The sequence below is a fragment of the Streptomyces sp. NPDC036764 genome (assembly GCF_055609385.1).
Genome location: NZ_JBVJPT010000004.1, coordinates 255,744 through 278,336, shown reverse-complemented (window position 1 = coordinate 278,336; position 22,593 = coordinate 255,744). Strand labels below are relative to the sequence as shown.

Below are 22,593 nucleotides of genomic sequence, written 5' to 3'. Positions count from 1 at the left end.
TTTTGCGCCGTTACCGCGCGGTCCGCGAAAAGCCCCGTGCGCCCTACGCTTGGCCCGTGAACGAGATGCCGCGGGATCATCGCCCCGCCAAGTCCATCCGGGTTCTGCTCGCCGAGGACCAGGGGATGATGCGCGGAGCACTCGCTTTACTGCTCGGGATGGAGCCGGACATCGAGGTCGTGGCGCAGGTGTCGGCCGGTGACGCGATCGTGGACGCCGCTCTCACTCACCGCCCCGACGTCGCCCTCCTCGACATCGAACTCCCCGCTCTCAGCGGCCTCGACGCGGCGGCCGAGCTGCGTGACCAGGTCCCCGACTGCCGGGTGCTGATCCTGACGACGTTCGGCCGCCCCGGCTATCTGCGCCGGGCCATGGAGGCGGGCGCCGCCGGCTTCCTGGTCAAGGACGGCCCCGTGGAGGAACTCGCGGTCGCCGTCCGCCGGGTGCTCACCGGCGAGACGGTGATCGACCCGGCCCTCGCCGCGGCCGCCCTGAGCGCCGGCCCCAATCCGCTCACCGCCCGCGAACGCGACGTCCTCAACGCCTCGACGGAGGGCGCCACGGTCGCCGACATCGCCGGCAAGCTCCATCTGTCCGAGTCCACCGTCCGCAACTACCTCTCCTCCGCCATCGGCAAGACGGGCGCCCGCAACCGGATGGAGGCGCTGCGGGAGGCCCGGCAGCAGGGATGGCTGTGAGCGGGGATGCGGGCCGCCCGGCCGGCCGTACGGCTGCCGCGTGCACCGTGTCCGGCGTGTTCTGCGCGTCCTGCGCAACCAGCGGCAGCGGCAGCGGCAGCGTCAGCGTCGGTAGCCCCATCGTCCTGTAGTCGGCCGCCGCGCCTGCCGCCCGAAGCAGTCGGACCCGTGCGCCCGCGAAGAGGTGTGGTCGCCGCCCCTACTTGGTCACCGCCACCGACTTGTACGCCGTCCCCTTGGGGGCCAGGCACACGAACCAGTTCACCGGGGAGCCGTCCGCCGGCCGGATCACGAAGTCGTCGCTGTTGACGTCGGAGGCGTCCGACACCACGGGAACCTCGGTGGTCGTGCCGTCCTTCCAGGTGCACACGACTTGCCGGGCGGTCACGGCGACCTGGCCGATGACCAGGCGCTCCGGGCCGTCGGAACCCGGTTCCAGGGGTACCGCGACGGCCTCGATGTCCTTGCCGGACATGCCGTCCTCGGCGGAGAACGTGTCCTCGATCAGCACCTGGTCGTCCTGCTCGTCGCCGTATTCGCGCCGCACGAAGTACGAGCTCTTGCCGATCAGGTCGGAGGCATCGCGCAGGTCTGACGGGATGTGCCCGAACTCGGCCATCGCGCTCCACTCGGCGCGCGCCTCGCGCTCGTTGCGCGGCGCCTCCCACACGTCCACGCCGACCCGCCATTCCTTGCCGGCGTCGGTCCCGGCCGCGAGCAGGGTCCGCGCGGGCGTGCGCACGTCCGGCGCCGGTTCGGTGGGCGCGCTGGTCGCCACCGAGGCGCCCCGGCCGCCGTCACCACCCGGCATGCCCGCCACCGCCAGGGTCCCCGCCGAGCCCACCAGCACCAGAGCCGTCGCCGTGGCCACGGCCCAGCGGCGGGCCCTGCGGCGGCGGCCGCCCCGCAGAACCGCGTCGTAGGGGGCTATGCCGATCTCGACCTCGTCCGCGGCGTCGGCCAGCAGCAGGGCGATGTCCGTGTGTGTCGTGTCGTGGCTGGTCATGCCGTGGTTCGTCTCCCGGTCCGCGCTCATCGGCTGCGTCCTTCCTGCGTCACCATCTCGGCCAGTCCCGGTATGGCGCGGAGTTTCGCGATCCCCTTGGCCGCGTTGCTCTTCACCGCGCCGACGGAACAGCCCATCGCCTCCGCCGTCTGTGTCTCGGTCAGGTCCTCCCAGTAGCGCAGGACCACCGCCTCCCGCTGCCGTGGCGGCAGTTGAGCCAGCGCCGACAGCAGCGCGTCGCGGTCCTCGGCCTGGGCGATGCGGTCACCTGCGTCCGCCACCTCGCGCGCCAGTCCCGAGTCGTCCCTCGGCGCCAGGAACTCCCTGAGCCTTCTGCGGTGTTTGCGTGCGTGTGCGTTGATCATCACGCGCCGTACATACGCCTCCGGGTCGTCGGCCGAGCCGACCCTGCGCCAGGCCACATAGACCTGTTCGAGCGTCGTCTGGACCAGGTCCTCCGCGGCGTGCTGTTCCCCCGTGAGGAGGAATGCCGTCCGCAGCAGGCGTGGCCAGCGGCCGATGACAAAGCTCTGGAACTCCGAGTCCCGAGCCGCCTTGCGATCCCCCATGGGCACCTCCCTAGATATTCAAAGGAGTCCATGGAGCCCCCGGATCGTTGCCTCAGTTCGCGGAGGAAGTCGAGGAAGTCACGGAAGAGGTCTTGGGCGAGGCAGCGGAGGTCTTCCTCGGCAGCCACACCAGCATCAGCACCGCCCCCACCAGCAGCACCACGGTCGACGTACGGAACACGAGCGCGTACCCCTCGGTCAGCGGCCCCGGCGCCCCGCTGCCCTCCGAACGGGCCGCCGCGATCGTCGACATGGCCGCGAGTCCCAGGGAACCGCCCATCGTGCGCGAGGTGTTGACCAGCCCCGACACCAGTCCCACCTCCTCGGGCCGGGCCCCGGACGTGGCCAGGGCCGCGAGCGGGGTCGCCGCCAGGCCCGCGCCCAGCATCATCAGGATGCCCGGCACCATGATCGAGGTCACATAGGCGCCGTGCACGCTCAGCATCGACTGCCAGCCGAAGCCGACGGCCGCCACCAGCGTCCCCGCCGCCGCCACGCCGCGCGGCCCGAACCCCCGCATGAGCCGCGGCGCGAGCTTGGAGCCAAGGATCACCGCCAGCGAGCTCGGCACGAGTGCCAGACCGGCCTCCAGCGGGGTGTAGTGGAGCACGTTCTGGGCGTACAGGGTCATGAAGAACCACATGCAGAACATCGCCGACCCGCACAGGAACATCGCCACGTTCGCCGACGCCACCGCGCGCACCCTGAGCAGCCCGAGCGGCATCAGCGGGGCGGCCGTACGCGCCTCCACGGCGAGGAAGGCGCCGATCAGCGCGAGACCGGCGAGCAGCGGCACGACCGTGTCCGGTGCCGTCCAGCCCGCGGCCTCCGTCTGGGAGATGCCGAACGCCAGGGTCGCGAGCCCGGCCGTCACCAGCACGGCTCCCGGAAGGTCCAGCCGCCGCCCCTCCCCCGCCCGGCTCTCGGCCAGCCAGAACGCCGCACCGGCCAGCACGATCGCACCCACCGGCACGTTGATCAGCAGGACCCAGCGCCAGGACAGCAGGTCCACCAGCACCCCGCCGACCAGCCCGCCCGCGGCACCGCCGCCCGCGCCGACGGCGGTCCACGTCCCTATCGCCCGCGCCCGGGCCGCCCCCTCCGGCACCGCCGCGGTCAGGATCGTGAGCGTGGAGGGCGCCAGCACAGCCGCGCCCAGCCCCTGCACGGCCCGCGCGGCCAGCAACCACCAGTCCTGCTGAGCCAGCCCGCCGGCCAGCGAGGCCAGGGTGAACAGGCCCAGCCCGACGAGGAACATCCGCTTACGGCCGTACAGGTCCCCGGCCCGCCCGCCCAGCAGCATGAACCCGGCGAAGGCGATGGCGTACGCGTTCACCACCCACTGCAGGCCCTGCGCGTCCAGCCCCAGACCGGCCCGCATCGACGGCAGCGCCACGTTCACGACGGACACGTCGAGCACGACCAGGAACTGGCCGGCGCACGCGAGCGCCACCACCAGCCAGGTGGGAGGCGCGGTACGGCGGCGAGGGGCGCGGGTGACGTCGGTGGCTTCGAGCATGGATGTCATGCTCTCAACGACCTGACGGTCCTGGCATCGGGATTTCGGCCTAGGCCCGATGTCCGCACGGCCTAGGCCCGCCTCCGCCGGGCGATCCGGTGCTCCGGCCCCGTTAGCCCAAGAGAAGGTCAAGATTTCGTTAGTGACCCAAAGCATCGGAATAGTTGCCCAGGCACACGGAGTTCGGGGTACACATGACACAAACGACGACCGAACAGCCCGCCGGCAAAGCGGCCACCGGCACCCCGGGCGCATCCGGCGCCCTCGTCCCGGTCCTCGCGTTCGCGGGCATCGTTGTCGCGGTGATGCAGACCCTGCTCGTCCCGGTCATCAAGGACCTGCCGCTGCTGCTGGGCACCGCGCCCAGCAACGCCACCTGGGTCCTGACCTCCACCCTGCTCTCCGGCGCCGTGGCCACCCCGATCATGGGCCGCCTCGGTGACCTGTACGGCAAGCGGCGCATGCTGATAGCCAGCCTGTCCGTGATGGTGGTCGGCGCGCTGATCAGCGCTTTCACCAGCACCCTGCTCCCCATGATCGTCGGCCGTACCCTCCAGGGCTTCGCGATGGGCGCGATCCCGCTCGGCATCGGCCTGATGCGCGACATGCTCCCCCGCGAACGCCTCGGCTCGGCGATGGCGCTGATGAGCTCCTCGATCGGCGTCGGCGGCGGCCTCGCGCTGCCCGCCGCGGCCCTGGTCGCCCAGCACGCGAACTGGCACGCCCTCTTCTACGGCGCCGCCGGCCTCGGCGTCCTGTCCATCGCCCTCACGCTCCTCGTCGTACCGGAGTCCAAGGTCCGCGCGGAAGGCACCTTCGACGTCCTCGGCTCGCTCGGCCTCTCCGCCGGCCTGGTCCTCTTCCTCCTGCCGATCACCAAGGGCAGCGACTGGGGCTGGACGTCGGCCACCACGCTCGGCATGTTCGCCGGCTCGGCGATCGTCCTCCTCCTCTGGGGCGTCTACGAGCTGCGCGCGAAGGCCCCGCTGGTCGACCTGCGCACCACCGCCCGCCCGGCCGTCCTCTTCACCAACCTCGCGTCGATCATGGTCGGCGTCAGCTTCTACGTCGTCTCCCTGGTCCTGCCGCAGCTCCTGCAGTTGCCGAAGGAGACCGGCTACGGCCTGGGGCAGTCGATGGTCGTAGCGGGCCTGCTCGTCGCCCCGCTCGGCCTGACGATGATGCTCACGGCCCCCGTCTACGCCCGCCTCTCGGCCAAGTACGGCCCCAAGACCACCCTGATCCTCGGCATGCTGATCATCGCGATCGGCTACGGCGCCGGCCTCGGCCTGATGAGCGCCCCCTGGCAGAGCCTGGTGATCTCGGTGGTCCTCGGCGCAGGCATCGGCCTCGCCTACTCCTCCCTGCCCGCCCTGATCATCGGCGCGGTCCCCGCCTCGGAGACGGGCGCGGCGAACGGCCTGAACACGCTGATGCGTTCCATCGGTACGTCGGTCTCCAGCGCCGTCATCGGCATGGTCCTGGCGAACACCGCGAACAACGTCGGCGGCGTCGAGATCCCGACCATGCACGGCTTCCGCGTCTCCTTCCTGATCGCGACCGCCGCGGTCGCCGCGGGCCTCCTGCTGGCCCTCTTCCTTCCGAAGCAGCGCCCGGCCACCGCCCACACGCAGTTGCGCGCCAGCAGCGAGGAGGACGCCAACCTGGAGCGCGCCGAGCAGGCCCTGCGGGGCTTCCGCGGGAAGGTCCTGGACGCCGAGGGCACGCCGGTCGCCCGCGCCAACATCACCCTGATCGACCACCGGGGCCGCCAGGCCGGCGCGACCCTCTCCTCGGACGACGGCAGCTACGCCCTCGCCGTCCCCTCGCAGGGCGCCTACGTCCTGGCCGCGCGGGCCGACGGCCATGGGCCGCTCGCGTCTTCGGCGACGCACTCGGGGGACGACAGTGCGGTGGATGTGGATCTGGCGTTGCCCGGGGCGGCGACTGTGACTGCGTAGTGCGGTAGTGCGGCAGCGCGCTAGTCCGGTAGTCCGGTAGCGCGGTAGTCCGGTAGCGCGCCCCAAGGGGGTGCTGCGACAGGCCGTCTGGCGGCTGCGGCTGCGTCGTGGCTTGTCGCGCCCGCGCGGCGGAGCCGCATATCGAGACAGCCCCGCGCCCCTGAAGGGGCGCTTCCGCACCCCCTGTCAGGTAGCTGACGGGGGGTGCGGCAGCATGGGCGCCCAAGTGCTCGTACTACGGGAAGGAACCCCATGGCCCCGGCCCCCAAGCCCGAGATCCTGGCCGCGTTCGAGGCGGCGAAGGGCTTCATGCCCACGGGCGAGGGCCTGGCCCTGTACTCGGCGGCGGTCGAGGCCGGGCGCCTCGGGCTGCCCCTCCTGGAGGTCGGCACCTACTGCGGCCGCTCCACGATCCTGCTGGCCGACGCCGCCCGCGAGGCCGGTGTGACAGCTCTCACGGTCGACCACCACCGCGGCAGCGAGGAGCAGCAGCCGGGCTGGGAATACCACGACCCGGAGACGGTCGACCCCGCGATCGGCCTCATGGACACGCTGCCGACGTTCCGCCGCACGCTGCACCGGGCGGGCCTGGAGGAGCACGTGATCGCCCTGGTCGGCCGCTCCCCGCAGGTCGCGAAGGTCTGGGGCACCCCGCTCGGCCTGGTCTTCATCGACGGCGGCCACACCGACGAGCACGCGAACGCCGACTACGAGGGCTGGGCCCCGCATGTCGCCGAGGGCGGTCTGCTCGTCATCCACGACGTGTTCCCGGACCCGGAGGACGAGTTCACCGGCCAGGCCCCGTACCGCGTCTACCTCCGGGCGCTGGAGTCCGGCGCGTTCACAGAGGTGTCGGTGACGGACTCGCTTCGGGTGCTGAAGCGGACGGGCACGGGAAGCTGAACTCCGGCGCGGCTCGGCCGTGGCCTTCCCGCGCCGGCCGCGGTCGGCCCGTAAGGTGTCAGGCGTGTCGTACGTAGGTCCGGACTTCGATCCTCCCCAGCCCCGCCGCAGCCGCCGCCGCGTCCTCACCGTGGGCCTCGCCGCGCTGGTGCCGGGTGCCCTGCTCGGCTGGGTGATGTACGAGGCGGTGGGCGGCGACGGAGGCGGCTCCGGCAACGCGGCCGTACAGCCGTCGCAGGCACCCTCTGACACGACGCCGACGGACTCCACCACGAGCGACGACAAGCCGCCGGGCCCCACGCCGACGACGGACTCCACCTCCGCGCCAGCCGCCTCCGGCTCCCTCAAGGGCAAGGTCGTCGTCATCGACCCGGGCCACAACCCGAACAACTTCCAGCACACGTCCGAGATCAACCGCAAGGTGAACATCGGCACGAACTGGAAGGAGTGCGACACGACGGGTACGTCGACGAACGACGGCTACACCGAGGCCAAGTTCACGCTCGACGTCGCCCACCGCATGCGCACGCTCCTGGAGAAGCAGGGCGCCACGGTCAAGTTCACGCAGGACGGCGACCGTTCCTGGGGTCCCTGCGTCGACGAGCGGGCCGAGATCGGCAACAAGGCACACGCCGACGCGGTCGTCTCCATCCACGCCGACGGCGCGGGCGCCGGACAACGGGGCTTCCACGTCATCCTCCCCGGCAAGGTGAACGCGGGCGCCGCGAACACCGGCCCCATCGTCGCCCCCTCCCGCGCCCTCGGCGAACGCATCGCGGGCTCCTTCGTCCGCGTCACGGGCAACGCCCCCTCCAACTACATCGGCGAAGGCACCGGTCTCGTCACGCGTAAGGACCTCGGCGGTCTCAATCTCTCAACGGTTCCCAAGGTGTTCATCGAGTGCGGCAACATGCGCGATACCAAGGACGCGGCCCAGCTCACCAGCGAAGCCTGGCGCCAGAAGGCGGCGCAAGGGATCTCTGAGGGAATCGTGAGTTTCCTGCGGGGGTAGTGGTCCACGGGCTGATCCCGGCGGACAGCCTCGTCGGTCGGACGATAAGGTCGTCCGTACGATGAGGGGCCACCCCCGCGCTTCACACCGGGGCCTGACGGCGACATGGTGACAGCGACGCCTCCAGCGATGCCGATGTTGAGACGACTGACGAAGGACCTGAAGTGAATATCCGCTCCCTCACTCGAGGCGACGGCGTGGTGATCGGAGCAGCGGTATTGCTGTTCATCGCGTCGTTCCTCCAGCTCTACTCCGCCTCCGGCTTCAACGTTGACATCAACGGGTGGGAGAACCTCGGAGTCGGCTTCGGCACCTACCTGGGCGGGGTCATCGGTGCTGCCCTGATCGTTGTCAACCGCATCCTGCCCCAGCCGCGCAAGGTCGCCGGTCTGGACCTCGGGACGGTCGGTGTGTCGTTCACGATCCTGGCCGCGTGGAGCATGTTCTGGACCCTGGTGGACGTTCCGGAGGGCGGCAGCGCCGCCGCCGGCCTGATCCTGGGCTTCATCGCCGCCCTCGTCCTCGCCGCCGGCGCCGTCGCCACCCCCTTGGTCCCCGCCCTGCAGGCCGCCCTCCTCCCGGCCCCCCGCCCTGCCGCGCCGCAGCCCTACGGTGCCCAGCCGCCCGGGGGTTACGGGTACCCGGGGGCCCAGCAGCCGCAGCAGCCCTACGGTGGGCAGCCGCAGGCCGGGCAGCCGTTCGGGGGTGGGCAGCCGCAGGCTCCCGCGCCGGCGCCTGCCGGGGACTTCTCGCCGTTCTGGTTCGCCGTTCCCGTGCCGCGGCCGCTGTTCGCGGAGGACGGTTCGCCGACGCCGATCGCCGAACTGGCGCCGGGCACCTGGTACCTGGCCGTCGAGCAGCGTGGCGCCGCCCTGGTGGCGCAGACGCAGGACGGTCGCCGTGGTGTGCTTCAGGACACCTCGGGGATTCAGCGCGGCTGAGCCGCAGAGCACGTCGTACGACGGCCCCTCACCCTTCCCGGTGAGGGGCCGTTGTCGTACAGTCGCCCTCCTACCGGATGGTCTGACACACCGTCAGCAGGAGGCAGGCGTATGCGGCTCGGGCTCGCACTCGGGTACTGGGGGCGCGGCCCGTCCCCGGACCACGTACCGCTCGCGCAGGAGGCCGAGCGGCTCGGTTACGACTCCGTGTGGACCGCCGAGTCCTGGGGGTCGGACGCCTTCACCGCGCTCACCTGGATCGCCGCGCGGACGTCGACGGTCCGGCTCGGTACCGCCGTCGCGCAGATGGCCGCCCGCTCCCCCACGACCACCGCCATGCACGCCCTCACCCTCGATCATCTCTCCGGTGGGCGGATGATGCTGGGGCTCGGGCTGTCCGGGCCGCAGGTGGTGGAGGGGTGGTACGGGCGGCCGTTCCCGAAGTCGCCGCTCACCGCGACGAGGGAGTACGTCGATGTCGTACGCCAAGTGCTGCGGCGCGAGGCGCCGGTGGCGCTGGAGGGGCGCTTCCACTCCCACCCGTACAGCGGGCCGGACGGGACGGGGATCGGGAAGGCGCTGAAGCCGATCACTCATCCGCTGCGGGCGGACCTTCCCGTGCTGCTGGGTGCCGAGGGGCCCAAGAACGTCGCCCAGACCATCCGGATCGCCGACGGCTGGCTGCCGTTGTACTGGTCGCCGAGCAGACCCGACGTGTACGGGGAGGCCGTGAGCGAGTTGCCGGAGGGCTTCCTCGTCGCGCCCATGGCCCGGGTCCAGGTCTGCGACGACGTCTCCGAAGGGCTCCTGCCCGTCAAGGCCATGCTCGGCTTCTACATCGGCGGTATGGGCCACGCGGCCCGCAACTTCCACGCCGATCTCATGGCGCGGATGGGGTACGAGGAGGAGGCGCGGCGGATTCAGGAGCTGTTCCTCAGCGGTCGTAAGCAGGAGGCCGTGCTGGCCGTTCCGGACGCGTTCGCGGACGAGATCTCGCTCGTCGGGCCGCGTGAACGCATCGCCGAGCGGCTGGAGTCGTGGCGCAAGGGGCCGGTGACCGATCTGCTGGTCCTCTCGCCCGACCGGCCCACGCTGCGTCTGCTCGCCGAGCTCAACTCCTAGCCGTGCGCGGGGAGTTCACTGGAAGACCGAGATCGGGTCCAGGGTGAGTTCGCCGGTCGTGCCGTTCCAGGTGCGTACCCTGCCCAGGCAGGTGGCAGGGAACTCCTCGTCCGCGGAGAAGCGGTCGACCCGGAACTCCTCCTCCCGGACCCAGGTCCGCTCGCAGGTGATCTTCACCTGGGCGCGGGACTCGCCGGTGCCGTAGCGGGCGCGCAGGACGACGTCGTCGCCGTCCCTGCGGACCGTGAACAGGCCGGAGACCGAGACGTACGTGCCCCTGACGGCGGTCAGCGGGGTGCCCCTGGCCTCGGTGCCGCGCAGTTCGTCGGCGAGGGCCGTGGTGAGGAAGAGCTGCCCGGTCGCGAGGTCGGCGTCCACCACCATGTCCCGGGCCCGCAGCCGGTCCATGATCAGACGGATCGTCTTCATGGGCGTGTTGGGCTCCCAGTACTCCCTGCGTGTCTGTGTGTTGGTGTCGCGCTCGGCCCGGCCGCCGACGGTGAAGCGGCCGAAGAGCCCGAAGCCGGTGGAGACGCTGGTCTCGTGGGAGACGTTCACGTCGGCCTTCGGTATGCCGAGGATGTCCGCGACGCCCTCGACCCGTGTCTCGTGGAGGTAGATGCACATGCCGGAGAACATGCGCCCGTCCCGCACGCGTCGTCTGCGCCGGGCGGCGACCCAGCGGGCCACCACGTACTGCGCGACCACGGCGACGCACGCCGCCGTCAGGAGCCAGACGACCATCCACGGCCACCGCATGCTCCACCACTGACTGTCAATGACACCCACGGATCTCCTTGAAAGCGTCGGAGAGTGAGGAAAGGTTGGCGTCGACCATGCGGCCGCCCGTCGCGGCGGCGGCCTTCCTCAACGCGGCGGCGTCGGCCTCGCCGAAGTGGACGGGGAAGGTGGGTACTTCGCGGGCGTCGGCTACCAGCCGGTCGTGCCGGCGCAGGAACTCCTCGTAGGAGATGCCCGCGTTGCTCTCGCCGTCGGTCATCAGCACGATGGCGACGGGCCGTTCGGGTGTCTGACGCACGGCGTCCGCGGCGATGCGGTAGCCGCGGTCGAGGGCGGACCAGACGGCGGTGGAGTCGTCGAAGGAGTCCGCCGCCACGACCTTGCCGAGGGTGCGCAGGTCGCCGTCGTCGCGCACGGTCACCGTACGTTCCTGAAGGACCCGCCCGCCGAACCGTACGACGGTGAGGTGTTCGCCCCGGTAGAAGCGGGCGAACTTGCCGGTGGAGGTGGGGTCGGCGCCGCTGAGCCCGGCGAAGGCGGCGCGCAGGTCGGCGATCCGCTCGCCGCGCATGGATCCGGAGAAGTCGAGCACGAACACCACCTGGTCGGTGGTGGTGCTCGCGGGGTCCCCGTAGTCGGTGACCAGCCGCTCCACGGTGGAGAGCCGGTCGGGGTAGGACAGTGCGTTGCCGACCGCCGCGCGCAGCGGCTCGGCCGGGGTGACGTCCTGGTTGACGGGGCGGCGCCAGGTGCGCCGCATCAGCTCGACCTGCACGTCGTCCCGCAGCAGCCAGTCGACGACCTTGCGGTAGGCGCCCCGTTCGTCGGCGTCGAGGAGGAGCAGCGGGAAGTCGGACAGCACCATGCCGTCGTCGGGGTGGACGATCCGCAGGGGTTCGCGCAGCTTCTTGGCGGCGTTGAGGGAGAGCAGCTCCGACTCGTGGGCGATCAGCGCGTTGGCGGCGCCCTGATGGCCGGTGTAGGAGGAGATGAGCTCGCGGGAGCTGGCTCCGGTGAGGGTCTGGCCGGAGCGGAAGCCGCGCAACCGGTCGCAGGAGACGTCTTGTTCGCGCAGTGCGCTGCCGGTGCCGGCGGCCGCGGTGGCGACGCCGACGAGGGCGGCGCGCCCGGTGTCGCTGGTGCGTGGATCGGCCATGCCGAACCGTACGGTGCCGTCGGCCGCCGCGTCGGCGATGTCGGCCCACGACAGCCGCCCGTCCGGCACCCGGGCCGTCAGTGCGTCGGCGATCCGCGGGGTGAGGCCGATGACCACGGGCGAGCGCATGATCGGCGTCGACTCGGGGCGGGCCACCCGTTCGCCCTTGTCCTGGAGCCGCAGCAGGAAGGATCGGTCGGAGGCCGGCCAGGCCAGGTCGTACGACGGATCGCGGGCGCCGGACAGGTCGGCGGTGGCCCGGTAGTCCATGTCCAGCTCGACGCCGGTGTCGTCCTTCAGTTCGCCCAGTAGTGGTTCGAGGTCGGCGAGTTCGGGGCTGGCGAGGACTCGGAGGGTGATGTCCTCGTCTCCTCCGCCGCAGGAGGTGAGGGCGGCGAGCAGGGTCAGGGTCAGACAGGCGGTGAGGGTGCGTGTGCGGCGCTTCACGGGGTGCCCAGCGCGGGCTTCGGGCAGGAGCCCGCGGAGTCGATGATCTCCTCCAGGACGTTCAGGGCTGGTTCATAGACCTTGGTCTCGTCGCGGTTGGGTCTCGGTACCTGTATGCCGTGTTCGCCCAGGTAGGCGTTGAGCTGGTCGCTGGTGCCGTCCTCGCCGGAGAAGCGGACGCGGAAGCCCAGCTCGATGGCGCGCTGGCGCAGTTCGGGGTCGGTCTGGATGACGCGGACCAGCCGGTCGCCCTCGTTGCTCAGGGAGATGAGCTGGGGCTCGGTGAGGGCGTAGGGGGTGGGGTAGAGCAAGACGCGGTCGGTGTCCGCCTTGCCGTGCCCGCGCTCGTAGGCGATCTGGTGGGCCAGGTACTGGTGCTCGTAGATCAGTGAGATGGGCGCGATGCTCTCGCCGAGGTCGGAGAGGTAGCTGTCGGCCTGTTCGTCGGCCCACATGCCCTGGAGGTCGATGAGGGGTTTGATCTTCCGGGCGACGGTGCGGGCCTCTTCCATCGCCTTGGTCTCGTCGGCCTGGCCCGCGCCGGGGGTGCTGTCGTCGTTCGCCACGAAGGCGAGGATGCTCAGGTAGGTGCCGGCGGCGTTCGACTCGCAGACGCTGGAGGTGCGCACCAGGACGCGGCCGCTGTTGCTGCGCCCGCCGGGCCGGTCGAAGCCGATGCCGTTCCAGGTGTCGGCGCGTTCGGTGACGCCATCGCGGTCCTGATCGCCGGTCAGGTCCTTGTTCTGCTTGCCGGTCGTGCCGTCGAGCAGGCCCATGAACAGGTCCATGTCGAGGTCGTAGTAGAGCGTTCTGCCGCCGTCGGTCGTGGGCTGTGCGGTGGCCACGCCCATCTTCTCCAGGGTGTCGGCGTAGGCCCGGAAGGTGCCGAGCACCAGCGGCGTCACGAAGGGGCGCACCGAACGCACCGAGTGGTCCTGCCGGTTGAGGATCTGCTTGGCCGCGGGCTGGCCGGACGGGAAGACGGCGTCCATGCCCGCCAGGGACTGCGTGGCGATGCCGCGGGAGCCGAGCCGGTGGATGTCGACGCGCAGGCCGTGCTTGAGCAGCAGCCGCTGTACCTCGGGGTCTTTGAAGTAGTCGGACTTGGAGGCCATCCTGGCCTCGATCGTGATGACGCGCTCGAAGGGCCGCAGCGCGTTGCCCGTGACCAGCAGGGCGATCAGGCCGGTCAGGGCGAGCGGAAGAGCGATCAGGACGTGGATCGGTAACCGTGCGCGGGGGCGGTTCCTGTCGCGGGTGCGCAGTCGTGGTTCCTGCGCGGTTCGTGGTCTGTCGGCGTCGGATGTGGCGTGCGGTCTGTCTGCTTGGGACACCGGCTCTCCTGCCCTCTCCGGGAGGAGGATCGTCGGTGATCATGCTTACCGGCGAACGACCTTGCGGGGAACGTGAGTTGAACGTAGCGCCCCGTTCGCATTTCGGCACCCCGCCTCGCGCCGCGGGTTTCGTTCACGTCTCAAGGGCTACCCGCAGGGCATGTCCCCTCGATATAGCAACGGTGCCAGTCAGGCCGGCCGGGTCATCGCCATCGTCGCCGATGTCATGGCCCTCATCCTGGGCCTGTGGATCCTGATGTACCTGCTGGACGCCAACCGGGCGAACGACTTCGTCCAGTTCGTCCATGACGCGGCTCGCTGGCTGGCCGGCTGGTCGCACGATCTGTTCACGTTCGACGAGGAGTGGGCGCGGGTGGTCGCCGGTTACGGACTGGCGGCGCTTGTGTACCTGTTCGTGGGGCACGCCATAGCCAATCGGGTGCACCGCCACTGAGGGTGCGCCACCCGGGCCCTCAGGCGCAGCAGTCGGGGTCCAGCCCGGACGGCAGGCGGTCCCCGCCGAACACCGCGCACGTGGCCTCGTGCCCGCCCAGCGCCGCGACGGCCAGCAGCAGGGAGCCGGCCGTCCAGGTCGTGAGCTCGCGCGGCCAGATGGCCTCGTCCTCGAAGACGTACCCGGTCCAGTACAACCCGCTCTCGGTGTCCCGCAGATGCTGGATGGACTGGAGGATGTCGAGCGCCCGGTCGGACTCGCCCATCGCCCACAGGGCCAGGGCGAGTTCGGCCGACTCCCCGCCCGTCACCCACGGGTTCGGTACGACACACCGCACACCGAGTCCGGGCACGACGAAGCGCTCCCAGCCCTCCTCCATACGGGACTTGGCCTCGGCGCCCGTCAGCGCGCCGCCCAGCACGGGGTAGTACCAGTCCATGGAGTAGCGGTCCTTGTCGAGGAACCGCTCCGGATGCCGGCGTATCGCGTGGCGTAGCGCGCCCGCGGCCAACTCCCAGTCGGGTTGCGGCTCTTCGCGCTGCTCGGCGATGGCGAGGGCGCACCGCAGGGCGTGGTGGATCGAGGAGGAGCCGGTCAGCAGCGCGTCCCGGGTCGCCGTGCCGTCCTCGTCGCGGCGCCAGCCGATCTGCCCGCCGGGCTGCTGGAGTTGCAGGACGAACTCGATGGCGCCGTAGACGGACGGCCACATGCGGTCGAGGAAGGTGTCGTCGCCGGTGGAGAGGTAGTGGTGCCACACGCCCACCGCGATGTAGGCGACGAAGTTGGTCTCGCGCCCGGTGTCGGTGACGTCGTCGAAGGCGCCGTCCGCGTAGGCCGCGTACCAGGAGCCGTCCTCGTTCTGATGCGTCGCCAGCCAGGTGTACGCCCGCTCGGCCGCCGCGTGTTCGCCGGCGGTGTCCAGCGCCATCGCGGCCTCGACGTGGTCCCAGGGGTCGAGGTGGTGTCCGCGGAACCACGGGATCGCCCCGTCCTCCCGCTGTACCGCGAGAATGCCGGCCACGGTCGCGGCGGCCTGCTCGGCGGTGAGGACCCCGGGCAGGACGAGGTGTTCTGTCCGGGGGGTGGTCACTTGGCGGCCGCCTCGGAGGTCTCGGAGGTCTCGGACAGCCGCGGCAGGTGCGGCTTGGTCGCGTACGCCACGAAGCTCTTGCCGATCAGCGGGTTCAGCGCCTGTTCGGCGACCCGGGTGGCCAGGGGTTTCTTCATGATGTCCCAGACCAGCAGCTTGTGGTACGCGCGCACCGGCAGCGCCTTGTCGTTGTCGACGCCGAAGGCGCACTTCAGCCACCAGTACGGCGAGTGCAGGGCGTGCGCGTGGTGGGTGCCGTACGGCTTGAGGCCGGCCTCGCGGATCTTGGCGAGCAGCTCGTCCGCCTTGTAGATGCGGATGTGGCCGCCCTCGACCTCGTGGTAGGCGTCGGACAGCGTCCAGCAAACCTTCTCGGGGCCGTAGCGCGGGACGGTGATGGCGATCCGGCCGCCGGGCTTGAGCACCCGCACCATCTCGGCGAGGACGCCCTTGTCGTCCGGGATGTGCTCCATGACCTCGGAGATGATCACGACGTCGAAGGACTCGTCCGGGAAGGGCAGGGCGAGCGCGTCGCCCTCCATCGCGGTGGCGGTGGCGCCCTCGGGGGCCTCCCCGGCCTCCTTCATCGCCGCGAACCACTTCGCGACCTCGCGGATCTCCTCACCGTTCTGGTCCAGCGCCACGACCTGGGCGCCGCGCCGGTAGCACTCGAACGCGTGCCGACCGGCACCGCAGCCGAGGTCCAGAACGCGGTCGCCCGGGGCGAGCGGGAACCGGGAGAAGTCGACGGTCAGCACGAGGGCCTGCTTTCACGGTCGGATCGGTGGGCGGGGCGGGGGCGAGGGTGGAGGCAGTGGCGGGAACGAGGACTGGGGCCGCCGGCCGGCTGCCCGGCGGTCACTGGGCGGCCTCGGTCATACGGGCGGGGCTGCCTGCCTCGGCCTCCGTCGCCGGTACGGCGCGCCCGGCCTCGGCCGCGGCCCCGGCGGCGGGACGGCCGGAGGTCTGGAGCGCGGAGGGCTCGGCGGACCGTGCGGCGGACGACTCGGCGGAGCGGTCGGCGGACCGTGCCGTGGAGCGGTCGGCGGCCGGTGCCGTGGAGCGGCGGGCGTGCTCGGCGTCCGAGTGGGCCATCGCCTCGCGGTAGCGGGCCACCGTTCCCTCGGCGGCCTTGGCCCAGGTGTAGTGCCGCAGGACCCGCTCGCGTCCGGCCGCTCCCAGCCGCCCGCGCAGTTCCGCGTCCCCCAGCAGCCGGCTCAACCCAGCGGCCAGTGCACCCGCGTCCCCCGGCGGCACCGCCAGACACGTCTCGCCGTCGCGTCCGGCGACCTCGGGAATCGCGCCGCCGGTCGTGGCGACGAGCGGCGTCCCGGTGGCCATGGCCTCGGCGGCCGGCAGGGAGAAGCCCTCGTACAGCGACGGCACGCACGCGACCTCGGCCGAGCGCACCAGGTCGACGAGTTCGGCGTCGGAGATGCCCTTGACGAACTCGACGGCGCCTTCGAGGCCGTAGCGCTCGACGGCCTGCGCGACCGCCCCCTCGGTGGGCCGCTTGCCGACGACGACGAGGTGGGCGTCGGGGTGCTCGGTGCGGACCTTGGCGAGCGCCTCGACGAGGAAGACCAGGCCCTTCAGCGGGACGTCCGCGCTGGAGGTCGTGACGATGCGGCCGGGGATCCGCCGGACCGACGGATCCGGCGAGAAGAGGTCGGTGTCCGCGCCGATGTGCACCACGTGGACGCGGTCCTGCGCGACGCCGAGGTGGTCGACGATCTCCTGGCGCGAGGTGCCGGAGACGGTCAGGACGGACGGCAGGCGGCGCGCCACGCGCTTCTGCATCCGGGTGAAGGCGTACCAGCGCCGAACCGACATCCGCCGCCGCCACCCGTCGGCCGCGTCCAGCTCCAACTGGCGGTCCACGGTGATGGGGTGGTGGATGGTGGTGACGAGGGGCGCGCCCACGTCTCCCAACAGGCCGTATCCCAGGGTCTGGTTGTCGTGCACGACGTCGAAGTCGCCGCGCCGGGCGCGCAGCAGTCGGCGGGCGCGCAGCGAGAAGGTCAGCGGCTCGGGGAAGCCGCCGGTCCACATCGTCGCCACTTCCAGCGCGTCGATCCAGTCGCGGTACTCGTCCCGTCCGGGCGTGCGGAAGGGGTCGGGCTGGCGGTAGAGGTCGAGGCTGGGGAGTTCGGTGAGGGTCAGCCGGCCGGCGTACTCCGCGCCCTCGTCGAGGACGGGATAGGGCTGGGAACCGATGACCTCGACGCGGTGGCCGAGGCGGGCGAGCTCGCGGGAGAGATGGCGTACGTAGACGCCCTGGCCGCCGCAGAACGGGTTCCCTTTATAGGTGAGAAGCGCGATGTCGAGCGGTCGCTCGCCGTCGGCGGCGGGGTCCTGTGGGGACCCGGCCTCCCTGGCCTCAGCGGTCACTCTGGGCCCCCTTCTCCCTGCATGGTCCCGCGAGATTACGCCGGGACGCTAATCTAGAACAAGTTTCAGACTTGATCGTTCAAGAGGCTCTGAATCTACCGGCAGGTAGCGCCGCTGTGAGCGATGGATCAGGTGATTCACGCCACGACCGACGCGCTGGCATGCTCTGTCCGGTCACTCACCCTCACCGACTGTCACGGAACGGGATCCATGCCTGCGGAAGTCAGTAGCGCGAGCCCCTCCTCACCGCCACTCACCGAGCGGCAGGAGGCCCGTCGCCGGCGCATCCTGCACGCCAGCGCGCAGCTCGCCAGCAGGGGCGGCTTCGACGCCGTACAGATGCGGGAGGTCGCGGAGTCCTCGCAGGTGGCGCTCGGCACGCTGTACCGGTACTTCCCGTCCAAGGTGCATCTGCTGGTCGCCACGATGCAGGACCAGTTGGAGCACATGCACGGCACGCTGCGGAAGAAGCCGCCGCAGGGCGCGACGGCGGCCGAGCGGGTCGCGGAGACCCTGATGCGGGCGTTCCGCGCGCTGCAACGCGAGCCGCATCTGGCCGACGCGATGGTGCGGGCGCTGACCTTCGCCGACCGCAGCGTCTCCCCCGAGGTCGACCAGGTCTCGCGTCAGACCACGGTGATCATCCTGGACGCGATGGGCCTGGAGAACCCGACGCCCGAGCAGCTCTCCGCCGTCCGCGTCATCGAGCACACCTGGCACTCGGCCCTGATCACCTGGCTGTCCGGCCGCGCCTCGATCGCCCAGGTGAAGATCGACATCGAGACGGTGTGCCGCCTGATCGACCTGACGAACCCGGAAGGGCACGAGTAGGACCTACGAGACGGGTTCCCTTCGCCGGCATGGTCCGGATCAGGTGGTGGGGGTCGCCTTCAGGTCGTACGCCGCGTACGGCCTTCCGGCCTCTCAGCCCGACCGTCGACGTCGGCCCCAGCGGAAGCGGTCTCCTACTCATGCCTCTCGCCAGAGTCGGCTACTCCGGTCGGACTCCCTCACTCGCCTCGTAGGCCGACTTCCAGAATAGAACAGACAGTCGCGGATTAACCCGTCCGAAGGGAACTTTTCCGGCGTTATTCCTCCGGCGGGAACACCGGCTCCCCGCTCCCGAGCAGCGTGATCACGATCGCCTCGACGGGACAGCTCTCCGCCGCCGCCAGGATCTGCTCGTTCGCGTCGGTCTCCGGGTCGGCCGGATGGGACTGGCGGCCTGAGTCGAGGCGGAAGCCGCCGGGGGCATGGTGGACGCACTGGGCCGAGCCGATGCACACCGACCGGTCGACCTCGACGTGCCAGCGGTCACCCATCCCCTACGCCTCCCAGCCCGCCGGGAGGTGGATCATCTTGTGCTCCAGATACTCGCCGAACCCCTCGGGTCCGAACTCCCGCCCCAGACCGGAGTTCTTGTAGCCGCCGAACGGGCCCAGCATGTCCAGGCTGAAGGTGTTCACCGAGTACGTGCCGGTACGGACCTGCCGCGCGACCTCGATGCCGCGCTCGGTGTCGGCGGTCCAGACGCTGCCGCTCAGGCCGTAGTCGGAGTCGTTGGCGATCTTCACGGCCTCGGACTCGTCGCCGTAGGGAAGAAGGCAGATCACCGGCCCGAAGATCTCCTCGCGGGCGATCCGCATGGAGTTGTCGACGTCCCCGAAGAGCGTCGGCTCGACGTACCAGCCCTTGCCCTGCCCCGCCGGACGCCCGCCACCGGTCAGGATCTTCGCGCCTTCCTCCTGCCCGATGCGGATGTAGTCGAGGTTGCGGCGCTGCTGCCGCTGCGCCACCAGCGGGCCCACCTGGGTCGCCGGGTCGAGCGGGTCGCCGACCACCAGCGCGCCGGCCGCCGCGGCGAAGGCCTCGGCGAACTCGTCGTAGCGGGAGCGCGGGAGCAGGATGCGCGTCTGGGCCACGCATGCCTGGCCGTTGTTCATCCAGGCCGCCGGCACGACACCCGCGACGGTCGCCTCGACGTCCGCGTCCGGCAGGACGACGGCCGCCGACTTGCCCCCCAACTCCAGCGTGACGCGGGTGAGATTGCGGGCGGCGACCTCCATGACGCGCCTGCCTGCCGCGACCGAGCCGGTGAAGGAGACCTTGTCGATCGAGGGGTGCCCGACCAGGTACTCACTGACCTCGCGGTCCGCGGGCAGGATGGACAGCACGCCCTCCGGCAGCCCCGCGTCCTTCGCGATCTCGGCGAGGAGGTAGGCGTCCAGCGGTGACTCGGGCGACGGCTTGAGCACCACCGTGCAGCCGGTGAGCAGCGCGGGCGCGAGCTTTGCGGCGGCGACGAACTGCGGGACGTTCCAGGGGACGACGGCCGCCACGACCCCGACCGGCTCGCGCCGCACCAGGATCTTGCCGAGGACGCCGTCACGCGCCTCCTCGTACGTGAAGTTCCGCGCGACCGTGATCGCCGCGTCCCACACCATCATCGCGCCGAGCGCCTGCGCGAGGACGCTCCAGGAGTACGGGGAGCCGTTCTCGCAGGAGATCACCCGGGCGATCTCCTCGTGCCGCACCGCGATCCCGTCCTTGATGCGGGTGACGACCTCGATCCGCTCGTCGAGGCTCATCCGAGGCCAGGGCCCCTCGTCGAACGCCTTGCGCGCCACCGCGACGGCCCGGTCGACGTCGGCCGGCGAGGCGTGCGGCACGCGTCCGATGACCTCTTCCGTGTGCGGCGAGATCACCTCGATGACGTCCTTGCCCAGGGGGTCGGTCAACTCCCCGCCGATGAACAGTTGTCCGTGTTCCACGAGCTCGGTCATGGCCGACTGCCTCTCCGGAGCGTGACTCTGACGATCCATCAGATCTACCGCACTGATACCAGTTCCGTCCGGAGTAGTCCACGGACCGCACGTAGATGACTCGGGCTCCCATCGGAACCTGTTCTAGTTATAGTGATCCGGTCGGCCGGAACGTGTCGCGGCGATTGGGGAACCCATGGCGCAGATGTACGACCACGGCGGCGGAGTCCGGTCCATCGAGGTCCCCATCCCCGACAACCCCCTCGGCCACACCCTCGTGTACGTCGTCGACACCGACCGCGGTCCGGTGCTCGTCGACACCGGCTGGGACGACCCGGCGTCCTGGGACACCCTCGCCGACGGCCTCGCGGCCTGCGGCACCGCGCCCGGCGAGATCCACGGCGTGGTGATCACCCATCACCACCCCGACCACCACGGCCTGTCCGGCAAGGTGCGCGATGCCTCGGGCGCCTGGATCGCGATGCACGCGGCGGACGCGGCGATCGTACGGCGCACCCGCACCACCCGCCCCGACCGCTGGTTCACCTACATGGCGGCCAAACTCACGGCGGCCGGCGCCCCCGAGGCCCACGTGGCCCCCTTGCGCACGGCCCGCCGCCCCAGCACCCTGCCCGGCTTCACCCCCGCCGCCCCCGACCGCGAGATCGTCCCCGGCGAACTCCTCGACCTCCCCGGCCGCCGCCTGCGCGCGATCTGGACCCCGGGCCACACCCCCGGCCATGTCTGCCTGCACCTGGAGGAGGACCACCCGGCCCGGCTCCCCGGCCACGGCCGCCTGTTCTCCGGCGACCACCTGCTTCCCGGGATCACCCCGCACATCGGCCTGTACGAGGACCCCGACGACACGACCGTCACCGACCCCCTGGGCGACTACCTGGCCTCCCTGGAACGCGTCGCCGCGCTGACCCCCGCCGAGGTCCTCCCGGCCCACCAGCACACCTTCACCGACGCCCCCGCCCGCGTACGGCAGTTGCTGACCCATCACGAGGACCGCCTCAACGACCTCCTGACCCTCCTCGCCACTGCCCTCACCCCCTGGCAGCTCGCCGAACAGATGGAGTGGAACCGCCCCTGGGACCAGATCCCGTACCCCTCCCGGAACATCGCGATCGCGGAGGCGGAGGCCCACCTGCGCCGGCTGGTGAAGCTGGGGAGGGCGGAGGCGGTGGCGGGGAGCGAGCCGGTGGCGTACGTGGCGGTGTGACACCCGATCATGGCCGACATGACCATCGATCACCTTCTCGCCGAGCGTGCCTGCGAGCGCATCGTCATCGCCTTCGTCCACCGCCTGGACCTCGGCGAACCGGCCTCCGTCGCCGAGTTGTTCACCGAGGACGGCACCTGGCAGTGGCCGGAGGGCGAGCGGACCGTCCGGGGCCGGGAGGCGCTGCGCGCGTACTTCGGCTCCCGCCCCGCCGACCGTCTCTCGCGTCGCGTGATGTCCAACATCCTGGTCACGGTGACGGCTCCCGACACGGCGACGGCGACCTCGTACTTCACGACGTACCGCGTCGACGGCTACCGGGGCGGCGTCATCCCGCCCGGTCCGCCCGTCCAGGTCGGCCATTACGAGGACGCCTTCCGCCGGACGTCCGAGGGCACTTGGCTGCTCACCTCCCGGACCCTCCACCTGCCCTTCGGCGGCCCCACCCGCAGGGCCGACGGCTAGCCGCGCATGAAGGTGCGGACCAACTCCTCTGTGTCACCGAGGAGTTCGACCTCCCGTTCGCTCATCGTCGGATTAGCGGCGCGCCGGCGCAGAGCTTCGGCGAGGCCGTCGTCCGTGAGGTGGGACGGGTCGGCGAGGAGCGCCGCCAGGAGGGCGCGGGCGGGTTCGGCGATGGGTTCGTCGCCGACCGCGACCTGGGCGAGGATCACGGCGGAGGTGCCCCAGTCGAGGCCGGGGTCGCCCTCCTCGGTGTTGTTCCAGTCGATGACGCAGGGGCCGTCGGGGGTGAGGATGACGTTGTCGGGGTGCAGGTCCAGGTGCAGGACGCGGCCATCCGACCGGCGCGCGGGGACCGCGTGCAGTTGCCGCAGCAGACGGGCCAGGACGCCGCCCGCCTCGGCCGGGCCCATGGTTCCGGCGCTCAGCGCCCCGAGCATCGTCGGCCCCGGCAGCCGCTGCATCACCAGGTCGGTCCGCGAGGAGTCGGCGAGACGGACCCGGGGCGCCGGGAAGCCGTGGCCGCGGACATGCGCCATCACCGCTCCCTCGGCGAGCGCGTCCCCCCACCCCTCGCGGTCCCGGCGCAGCACCCACGCCTCGTCGATCTCGTACACGTCGGCGGTACGCCCCGCCCCGAGCAGCCGCCCCACCGGTCGCCGCGTCATCCGCGCCCCCTTCGTCACGGGCGAAGGTATCGGGCCGCGCAGGTGGCCCCGAGGGGCAGGGTTACGGGCGGGTAGAGTGTCGGCGTCGTCATCACCCCCGTACGTGGGAAAGCCGGTGCAAATCCGGCGCTG

22 protein-coding genes are annotated in these 22,593 nt (G+C 71.2%); 10 read left to right on the top strand and 12 right to left on the bottom strand.

The features are described 5' to 3' along the window. The first annotated feature begins 65 nt into the window (after window positions 1-65). Complete coding sequence (locus ACZ69Q_RS19455; protein ID WP_471043717.1) at window positions 66-698, top strand: response regulator; 633 nt, start codon at window positions 66-68, stop codon at window positions 696-698. Window positions 699-897: 199 nt separating this feature from the next. Here ACZ69Q_RS19455 and ACZ69Q_RS19450 read toward each other — a convergent pair whose 3' ends face one another. The 3 genes from ACZ69Q_RS19450 to ACZ69Q_RS19440 are packed head-to-tail and all read right to left on the bottom strand — an operon-like array spanning window position 898 to window position 3,801. Then, on the bottom strand, window positions 898-1,734 hold the full coding sequence (locus ACZ69Q_RS19450; protein WP_471043207.1) for a hypothetical protein: 837 nt from the start codon (window positions 1,732-1,734) through the stop codon (window positions 898-900). Beyond that, window positions 1,731-2,273, bottom strand: coding sequence for a SigE family RNA polymerase sigma factor (locus tag ACZ69Q_RS19445; RefSeq protein WP_471043205.1), 543 nt, complete (start codon window positions 2,271-2,273; stop codon window positions 1,731-1,733). The genes ACZ69Q_RS19450 and ACZ69Q_RS19445 overlap by 4 nt, the downstream gene beginning before the upstream one ends. 52 nt (window positions 2,274-2,325) lie before the next feature. Then, a complete protein-coding gene (locus tag ACZ69Q_RS19440; protein WP_471043202.1) occupies window positions 2,326-3,801 on the bottom strand; it encodes a DHA2 family efflux MFS transporter permease subunit in 1,476 nt (491 codons plus the stop codon). A gap of 185 nt (window positions 3,802-3,986) precedes the next feature. Between ACZ69Q_RS19440 and ACZ69Q_RS19435 the strand changes: the two genes are divergently transcribed. From ACZ69Q_RS19435 to ACZ69Q_RS19415, 5 genes are all read left to right on the top strand, one after another. Further along, window positions 3,987-5,753: an MFS transporter gene (locus ACZ69Q_RS19435; RefSeq protein ID WP_471043199.1), complete on the top strand. Its 1,767-nt coding sequence runs from the start codon at window positions 3,987-3,989 to the stop codon at window positions 5,751-5,753. A 252-nt stretch (window positions 5,754-6,005) separates the two neighbouring features. Then, window positions 6,006-6,656 carry a class I SAM-dependent methyltransferase gene (locus ACZ69Q_RS19430; protein ID WP_471043197.1) on the top strand — a complete coding sequence of 217 codons (651 nt, stop codon included), beginning with the start codon at window positions 6,006-6,008 and terminating at the stop codon, window positions 6,654-6,656. Between the two features lie 64 nt (window positions 6,657-6,720). Continuing rightward, window positions 6,721-7,668, top strand: coding sequence for an N-acetylmuramoyl-L-alanine amidase (locus tag ACZ69Q_RS19425; RefSeq protein WP_471043196.1), 948 nt, complete (start codon window positions 6,721-6,723; stop codon window positions 7,666-7,668). A gap of 164 nt (window positions 7,669-7,832) precedes the next feature. Beyond that, the gene (locus ACZ69Q_RS19420; RefSeq protein WP_471043194.1) at window positions 7,833-8,609 is read left to right on the top strand and encodes a hypothetical protein; all 777 of its coding nucleotides are present in this window, start codon (window positions 7,833-7,835) and stop codon (window positions 8,607-8,609) included. 111 nt (window positions 8,610-8,720) lie between these two features. Continuing rightward, complete coding sequence (locus ACZ69Q_RS19415; RefSeq protein WP_471043192.1) at window positions 8,721-9,731, top strand: LLM class F420-dependent oxidoreductase; 1,011 nt, start codon at window positions 8,721-8,723, stop codon at window positions 9,729-9,731. A 15-nt stretch (window positions 9,732-9,746) separates the two neighbouring features. Here ACZ69Q_RS19415 and ACZ69Q_RS19410 read toward each other — a convergent pair whose 3' ends face one another. From ACZ69Q_RS19410 to ACZ69Q_RS19400, 3 genes are read right to left on the bottom strand one after another with little or no spacing between them, the layout of a single operon-like run. Then, complete coding sequence (locus ACZ69Q_RS19410) at window positions 9,747-10,520, bottom strand: hypothetical protein (RefSeq protein WP_471043190.1); 774 nt, start codon at window positions 10,518-10,520, stop codon at window positions 9,747-9,749. Beyond that, a complete protein-coding gene (locus ACZ69Q_RS19405; protein WP_471043188.1) occupies window positions 10,507-12,075 on the bottom strand; it encodes a vWA domain-containing protein in 1,569 nt (522 codons plus the stop codon). Before ACZ69Q_RS19405 ends, ACZ69Q_RS19410 begins: the two co-directional genes overlap by 14 nt. Beyond that, window positions 12,072-13,409 carry a hypothetical protein gene (locus ACZ69Q_RS19400; protein ID WP_471043187.1) on the bottom strand — a complete coding sequence of 446 codons (1,338 nt, stop codon included), beginning with the start codon at window positions 13,407-13,409 and terminating at the stop codon, window positions 12,072-12,074. The genes ACZ69Q_RS19405 and ACZ69Q_RS19400 overlap by 4 nt, the downstream gene beginning before the upstream one ends. A gap of 160 nt (window positions 13,410-13,569) precedes the next feature. Here ACZ69Q_RS19400 and ACZ69Q_RS19395 point away from each other — a divergent pair, with 160 nt between their 5' ends. Then, complete coding sequence (locus ACZ69Q_RS19395; RefSeq protein WP_471043185.1) at window positions 13,570-13,863, top strand: hypothetical protein; 294 nt, start codon at window positions 13,570-13,572, stop codon at window positions 13,861-13,863. 19 nt (window positions 13,864-13,882) lie between these two features. On the opposite strand, the gene ACZ69Q_RS19390 is transcribed toward ACZ69Q_RS19395, so the two are convergent. From ACZ69Q_RS19390 to ACZ69Q_RS19380, 3 genes are all read right to left on the bottom strand, one after another. After that, the gene (locus tag ACZ69Q_RS19390; RefSeq protein ID WP_471043184.1) at window positions 13,883-14,953 is read right to left on the bottom strand and encodes a prenyltransferase/squalene oxidase repeat-containing protein; all 1,071 of its coding nucleotides are present in this window, start codon (window positions 14,951-14,953) and stop codon (window positions 13,883-13,885) included. Then, window positions 14,950-15,711: a class I SAM-dependent methyltransferase gene (locus ACZ69Q_RS19385; RefSeq protein WP_471043183.1), complete on the bottom strand. Its 762-nt coding sequence runs from the start codon at window positions 15,709-15,711 to the stop codon at window positions 14,950-14,952. The genes ACZ69Q_RS19390 and ACZ69Q_RS19385 overlap by 4 nt, the downstream gene beginning before the upstream one ends. Window positions 15,712-15,811: 100 nt before the next feature. Continuing rightward, the gene (locus ACZ69Q_RS19380) at window positions 15,812-17,344 is read right to left on the bottom strand and encodes a glycosyltransferase family 4 protein (RefSeq protein WP_471043181.1); all 1,533 of its coding nucleotides are present in this window, start codon (window positions 17,342-17,344) and stop codon (window positions 15,812-15,814) included. A 210-nt stretch (window positions 17,345-17,554) separates the two neighbouring features. Here ACZ69Q_RS19380 and ACZ69Q_RS19375 point away from each other — a divergent pair, with 210 nt between their 5' ends. Beyond that, window positions 17,555-18,175, top strand: coding sequence for a TetR family transcriptional regulator (locus tag ACZ69Q_RS19375; RefSeq protein ID WP_471043180.1), 621 nt, complete (start codon window positions 17,555-17,557; stop codon window positions 18,173-18,175). 257 nt (window positions 18,176-18,432) lie between these two features. Here the strand turns inward: ACZ69Q_RS19375 and ACZ69Q_RS19370 are convergent, their stop codons facing one another. Together ACZ69Q_RS19370 and ACZ69Q_RS19365 are read right to left on the bottom strand one after the other, a co-directional pair. After that, complete coding sequence (locus ACZ69Q_RS19370; RefSeq protein ID WP_471043177.1) at window positions 18,433-18,666, bottom strand: ferredoxin; 234 nt, start codon at window positions 18,664-18,666, stop codon at window positions 18,433-18,435. 3 nt (window positions 18,667-18,669) lie between these two features. Beyond that, window positions 18,670-20,127 (bottom strand): aldehyde dehydrogenase, encoded by a 1,458-nt coding sequence (locus ACZ69Q_RS19365; RefSeq protein ID WP_471043176.1) that lies wholly within the window; start codon window positions 20,125-20,127, stop codon window positions 18,670-18,672. A gap of 175 nt (window positions 20,128-20,302) precedes the next feature. Between ACZ69Q_RS19365 and ACZ69Q_RS19360 the strand changes: the two genes are divergently transcribed. Continuing rightward, window positions 20,303-21,331, top strand: coding sequence for an MBL fold metallo-hydrolase (locus ACZ69Q_RS19360; protein ID WP_471043173.1), 1,029 nt, complete (start codon window positions 20,303-20,305; stop codon window positions 21,329-21,331). Window positions 21,332-21,340: 9 nt separating this feature from the next. Continuing rightward, window positions 21,341-21,796, top strand: coding sequence for a nuclear transport factor 2 family protein (locus ACZ69Q_RS19355; protein WP_471043172.1), 456 nt, complete (start codon window positions 21,341-21,343; stop codon window positions 21,794-21,796). On the opposite strand, the gene ACZ69Q_RS19350 is transcribed toward ACZ69Q_RS19355, so the two are convergent. Beyond that, the gene (locus tag ACZ69Q_RS19350) at window positions 21,793-22,461 is read right to left on the bottom strand and encodes a phosphotransferase (RefSeq protein ID WP_471043170.1); all 669 of its coding nucleotides are present in this window, start codon (window positions 22,459-22,461) and stop codon (window positions 21,793-21,795) included. The genes ACZ69Q_RS19355 and ACZ69Q_RS19350 overlap by 4 nt on opposite strands. Window positions 22,462-22,593 lie beyond the last annotated feature (132 nt).